This is a genomic window from Spirillospora sp. NPDC049652, from assembly GCF_040675125.1.
Classification (GTDB): domain Bacteria; phylum Actinomycetota; class Actinomycetes; order Streptosporangiales; family Streptosporangiaceae; genus Spirillospora.
This window is the reverse complement of record NZ_JBFAOF010000506.1, coordinates 1-5250: the sequence shown is the minus strand read 5'-3', so window position 1 is coordinate 5250 and position 5250 is coordinate 1. Positions and strand designations below refer to the sequence as shown.

Genomic DNA, 5250 nt, shown 5'->3' with positions numbered 1-5250 from the left:
GGCGCAGCCCGGGGCGCAGCGGCGGGGGAGGCGTCGCCGCTGTCGCCCTCGGCTACCACTGGCCCACCGACGCCCTCGCCGGATGGGCCCTCGGCATCGTCCTCGGTTCCGTCGGCCGCGCCGTCATCGCCGCCGCGCCCGGTCCCGCCGTCCCCCCGCGCGGACACCCCGTCGCGGGACCGGAACCGGATCTCAGGGAGCGGTCGGGCGACCGCGCGACGCCGTAAGCCCTGCCGGGGGACCGGGCGACACGGTAGCCCGGTCTTCCCCGGGGTCGTCCTGGCCGTCGTCGGCCACGCCGCCGGGCTGTCCCGCTCTTCTTCTACTCCGCCGGCTTCTGGTCCGTCAGCTTGGCGGGGTCGGGGGCGAAGACGCTCATCCAGTGCGGGAGCAGCCGGTAGTAGACGACCTCCTCGTCCCAGTCGAAGGCGTCGTCGCCGTAGAAGTCCTTGAAGTAGGCGAGCAGGTACGGCCAGTCCGCGGCGGGCTCGCCGCCCGCCGGGTTGAGGAGCTCCACCGTGCCGTGCGTGAACACGCCCAGGTCCTCGCCCCGCATGTGCGCGATGCTGGCGGCCGGGCGGGCCGCCAGATGGCGGGCCTTGGCGGCCCCGCGGGCCGTGCCGAAGTACCACCTGCCGTGCAGGAAATGCCCGTCCACGCCGCTGATGCGCGGCTCGCCCTTGGCCGTCACGGTCGACAGCGCCAGGGGGCACATCCCGGTGAGGACACCGGTGAGCTGCTCGGCGGTCAGCGTGCGCTCCGCGGTGATGATCGAGCGGAGATGCGAGGTGGAGCGGGAGAGCGAGGCGTCCAGAAGGGCCTGGAGTTCTTCGAGCTCTTGTGGTGTTTCGCGCATGGGTCGTCGTCCGTTCGTAGGGCTCGGTCCGCGTCCTCCCATCGGCGCGGACCGGCGAAACCCATGCTCACGCCAAAGACCGACATCCTCTGTCAGGCGAACAACCCGCAGGCGGACAACCCCGCAGGCGGACACAAGCAGGACACAGGGCGGACGGCGGCGACGCCCGCCGCGCACGGCTCAGCGACGAGGGGCGGCGAACTGCTCGTCCCACTCGCGGCGCAGCATCGCGAAGACCAGCTCGCTGGCCCACTCGCCCTTGACGAACTCGTTCTCCACCAGCAGCGCCTCGCGCCGCATCCCGAGCCGCTCCAGCACCCGCGCGGACGCGTCGTTGCGGGCGTCCAGGCGGCCGACCACCCGGTGCAGGCCCGCGTCCTCGAACGCCAGCCGCAGCACGGCCCGCGCCGCCTCGGTCGCGAACCCCTTGCCGTGGTAGGCCGGGTTGAAGATGTAGCCGATCTCGCCGGTGCGGTCGCGGCGGCTGCTCCACTGCAGGTTGACCTCGCCGATCACCTCGCCGCGCTCGCGCCACTCCACGGCCAGCGCGAGCCAGTCGCCCTCCCGCTCCCAGCCCGCCGCCGCCTTCTTCTCCCGCAGGAACGACCGGGACTCCTCCAGCGACCGCGGCTCCCAGTAGAGGAACCGGGCCACCTCCGGAAGGGACTGGTAGACGTACAGCGCCTCGAGGTCCTCGTCGCGGAACGGCCGCAGGTCCAGACGTTCGGTGCGGATCGGGTACGCGGGCTTGAGCATTCAACGATCCTACGGTCGCCGGGCCCGGCGCCGCGACAGGGATTCCCCGATCATCCCCCTACCCGACGATCACGCCGTGGCGATCCACTCCACCCGGTGCCCTTCGGTCGGATCGGGCGTTTCCCACCGCCGGACCAGGCGGTCGATCACCGCCTCCGGAACCGGCGCGGCACGGGCCCGGTTGCGGGCGCGCAGCACCTCCGGCGGCGCCTCCAGCGCCGCGACCTCCACCCGCCCCCGGTAGTCCGCGACCAGCCCGGTCGCCTGCCCCCGCAACTGCCGCGACACGTTCGTCGCGTTCCACACGAACGACTCGCCCGCCCGGAGGTACTCCCGCGCCCGCTCCTGCGCGGCCGCCGCCACCGGACGCTGGTCGCCCGTCGGCGCGACGCCCAGCTCCGCCCGCAGCGCGTCCAGGCTCACCACCGGCGCCCTCGGCCGGTTCACCGCGATCCAGTGGTCCTTCCCGACGCCCGGCAACCCCGACAGCACCGTCACCGTGCAGCGCGTGTCGTCGAAGGCCGCCCAGTCCGGATCCCGGTCCGGACGGCGGAAGAACCAGAACCGGGCGTGGTCGGACGGGAACGCGCGCGGGACGTCCAGGCAGCGCTCCTCGGCGCAGTACTCCCGGTACAGCGCGATGTTCTCCAGCACCTCGCCGGTGTCGCCGCAGATCCGGCCGAGGATGTCGGCGGTCGCCAGCAGCACCAGGTCGTCGTTGCGCGCCAGCAGGCTCACCCGGAACGCGATCTGCCGCAGGTCAGGGCGCTCCAGCGCCCAGAACGGCACCTGGTGGTGCCGCACCAGCGCCGCCACGTGCTCCCGCCACGCGACCGGCGCTCCCAGCTCCCACAGGATCCGCCGCACCATCAGGTCACCGCGCCGCGAATGCCCGTGCGCGGTGATCGACCCGTCGTCCTCGTGCCGCGTGCAGTCCGGCTTGGCGATGTCGTGCATCAGGACGGCCGTGAACAGCCGCGCCCGTTCGTCCGCCGGACGCGCCCGCCACTCGCGCGACGCGGCGAGCGCCTCGCACGCCATCCGCGTGTGCGTCGCGACGTCGCCTTCGGCGTGGTGCACGGCGTCCTGGGGCACGCCCTCCAGCCGCCGCACCCACGCGAACATCTCGACGATCTCGTCCCACGGCACCGTCCAGTGCGGCGGCGCCGGGCACAGCTCATCCCACACCCGCATACAGCACCCCCGGGTCGGCCAGGCCGTTGGCGATGATCGGACGGTCCTGCCAGTGCGTCCCCGCGTCCAGGATCGCCGTGAGGAAGCTCGACCGCACCCACTTGTAGCGGCCGACCGTCCGGCCTTCCTCCTCCACCTTCACGTAGAGGCCCTCCATCTCCTCGGCGCCGTCGGTCTCGGCCGCGACCCGGTCCGGATCCGCGCCGGTCGCCGCCGCCGCGTCCCGCAGCGCCTCCCGCCAGCGCGGCGTCCGGCACGTGGACGGCCCGACCAGCGCCGTCAGCTCCTCCAGGTCCGACAGCGGGCCCGTCCGCAGCACCGGAACCGACACGACCGGCGTGCCGTCCAGCAGCGTGCGCCGCTCGGCCGTCGACAGGAACGACCCGTCCTGCCGGTCCAGGACGTCGAACTCGCAGAAGTAGTGGGGGAGCGCGTCGTAGAAGACGGTGTGTTTGGCGTACAGCCACTCCCCGTACAGGACGTACCGGTCGCGCAGCCGCGGCCACAGCGTGTGCTGGACGGACGCCGCCCACGCCTTCAACGGCGCGAACTGCCGCTCGCGCGGTCCGCCGGTCAGGTAGTGCCCGCGACTTTGCAACCGCAGCTCACCCGACGGCGAGAAGCTGATCCCGGCGTTCGCGCCGTCCAGCTTCTCCTCCACCACCAGGTACCGTCCCGCGATCTCGCTGAACGGCGCGGCCGACAGGTCGTGGTCGCCCGGCTGCAGCCGGGACCCCTGAAGGTGCCGCGTCCGCGGGTACTTGCGCAACATGCCCCGGTTGTACCGGCGCGCCGGTAACCCGGCCAACCGGTTTTCCACCCCTCGTCCAAGAGCGGCGCCCGCCCGGAACAGCGGCCGGGACACGCCTTCCGTGTCCCAGGCCCAAGGGGGAGGAACACGGAAGGCGCGTCGGGTGTCTAGCCGTGGGCGCAGTCGTACAGGTACTCACCGGACGTCCCGGTGCCTCCGTACCGCGCTGGAGGCACCGGGACGCACGCCGACCGCGCCCAGCGCATGGTCTCGTCGATGACCGGAGTGACCGGCGTACCCGAATAGCCCATGTCGGCCGAGCCTCCGACCACGACGAAGCGCAGCTTCCCGGCGGCGGCCAGGCTCTTGATCCGCGACAGTGGCGGCGCCGGGACCGAGCTGCGGAAACCGCCGATGACCAGCACCTTCGCGTCCGCCACGGTGATGTAGGGGCTGGCGGTGTCGAAGGAGGTCGTCGCGAACAGGTAGGCGGCCCCGTTCCTGTGGGCCCGGGTGTAGGCCAGCAGGGCGCGCTCGTCCGCCGTGAGCGCGTACGGCCTGCCCGGTTCGTGGACGTTGGTCGGACCCGCTCCCGCCTCGAAGGAGTCGCCCGCGTACCGGACGTCCAGGACGGAGGCCGCCCACGCGGTCGGCGTGAGCAGGATCGCGGCGATCCCTGCGGCCAGCGTTGCCACGGCCAGCCTGCGCAACGCCGCCCGGCGCGCGAGCACGACGGCCATCGCCGCCAGCGCGACCGCGCCGACCACCGTGACCAGCGGGATCAGCCAGGGCAGGAAGTCCATGTGGTCTCGGGAGAGGTAGACCGTCCAGGCCAGCTCGGCGACGACCAGCAGCGGCAGCGCCAGCGCACGCCGGCCGCCGGCCAGGAAGGCGCGTCCGACCTCGACGAGCCCGGCGCCGGCCAGCGCGGCGACCGCGATGCTCAGCGTCGCGAGGTACGCCTTGTGCGAGATGTCCATCTTGGAGAAGACGACCGCGCTGGTCGCGAACCACACGCCCCACATCAGGTAGCCGCCCCGGACGCGGTCGGTCCGGCCGGCGCGGCGACGCCACCCGAACCCCAGGATCAGCGCCAGCGCCGCCAGCGGGTACAGCCAGCCGACCTGCGTCGCGTTGTCGGTGCTGAACAGCTTGAACCAGCCGCCCGTGCGCTCGGACGCCCCGCCCTGGGCGTTCCCGCCTTTCCCGTCGCCGCCCTGCGCGCTTCCTCCCTGGGCGTTGCCGCCCTGGCCGTCACCGCCCTGGGAGCTGCCGCCTTGAGCGTTCCCCGCCTGCCCGTCGCCGCCGTGCGGATTCCCGCCCTCGGACGTGCCGCCCTGCGAGGTGCCGCCCTGCGACGACCCTCCGGTCCCTCCGGGAGGGGGCGGAGGCACCGCGTCCGGAGGAGCCGGACCGTTGCCCTTCGACTGCGTCGACGGCCCGTTCCCCTTGCTCTGGTTCGCAGGACCGTTCCCCGGCGTCCCGGCGGCGCGCAGCGTGCCGGGGACCATGACGCCGAACCGGTCCAGCCCGTTGTAACCGACCACCATCGACAGCGGACTGTTGTTCGTCGTCCCGTCCATGTACGGCCGATGCGAAGCGGGCGTCAGCTGGTAGACCACGGTCAGGACGGCCGACGCCGCGAGCAGCGCCGCGCCCGCCGCCGACAGGTGCGCCAGGCGGCGGCGCAGCG

Annotated in this window: 5 protein-coding genes and 1 pseudogene; 1 reads left to right on the top strand and 5 read right to left on the bottom strand. The window is 73.2% G+C overall.

All coding sequences use genetic code 11. From position 1 onward, the window contains the following. Positions 1-227, top strand: a pseudogene (locus tag AB0J52_RS26405) (hypothetical protein); the annotation flags it as partial. Positions 228-322: 95 nt separating this feature from the next. On the opposite strand, the gene AB0J52_RS26400 reads toward AB0J52_RS26405, so the two are convergent. The 5 genes from AB0J52_RS26400 to AB0J52_RS26380 form a co-directional block, all read right to left on the bottom strand. Then, entirely contained in the window at positions 323-856 is a 534-nt protein-coding gene (locus tag AB0J52_RS26400; protein WP_500184979.1) for a pyridoxamine 5'-phosphate oxidase family protein, read from the bottom strand. A 180-nt stretch (positions 857-1036) separates the two neighbouring features. After that, positions 1037-1612 carry a GNAT family N-acetyltransferase gene (locus AB0J52_RS26395; RefSeq protein ID WP_500184977.1) on the bottom strand — a complete coding sequence of 192 codons (576 nt, stop codon included), beginning with the start codon at positions 1610-1612 and terminating at the stop codon, positions 1037-1039. A 69-nt stretch (positions 1613-1681) separates the two neighbouring features. Continuing rightward, complete coding sequence (locus tag AB0J52_RS26390) at positions 1682-2806, bottom strand: AAA family ATPase (RefSeq protein WP_500184976.1); 1125 nt, start codon at positions 2804-2806, stop codon at positions 1682-1684. Next, positions 2790-3578, bottom strand: a complete 789-nt coding sequence (locus AB0J52_RS26385; RefSeq protein WP_500184975.1) for an RNA ligase family protein — start codon at positions 3576-3578, stop codon at positions 2790-2792. The genes AB0J52_RS26390 and AB0J52_RS26385 overlap by 17 nt, the downstream gene beginning before the upstream one ends. Positions 3579-3724: 146 nt before the next feature. Then, positions 3725-5250 (bottom strand): mannosyltransferase YkcB-related protein (locus tag AB0J52_RS26380; RefSeq protein ID WP_500184974.1); only part of this gene is annotated, 1526 nt, incomplete at its 5' end.

What these genes read in the sequence shown, in the direction of transcription:
- AB0J52_RS26400 (WP_500184979.1), bottom strand. Translation starts at nt 856, where the DNA reads ATGCGCGAAACACCACAAGAGCTCGAAGAACTCCAGGCCCTTCTGGAC.
- AB0J52_RS26395 (WP_500184977.1), bottom strand. Translation starts at nt 1,612, where the DNA reads ATGCTCAAGCCCGCGTACCCGATCCGCACCGAACGTCTGGACCTGCGG.
- AB0J52_RS26390 (WP_500184976.1), bottom strand. Translation starts at nt 2,806, where the DNA reads ATGCGGGTGTGGGATGAGCTGTGCCCGGCGCCGCCGCACTGGACGGTG.
- AB0J52_RS26385 (WP_500184975.1), bottom strand. Translation starts at nt 3,578, where the DNA reads ATGTTGCGCAAGTACCCGCGGACGCGGCACCTTCAGGGGTCCCGGCTG.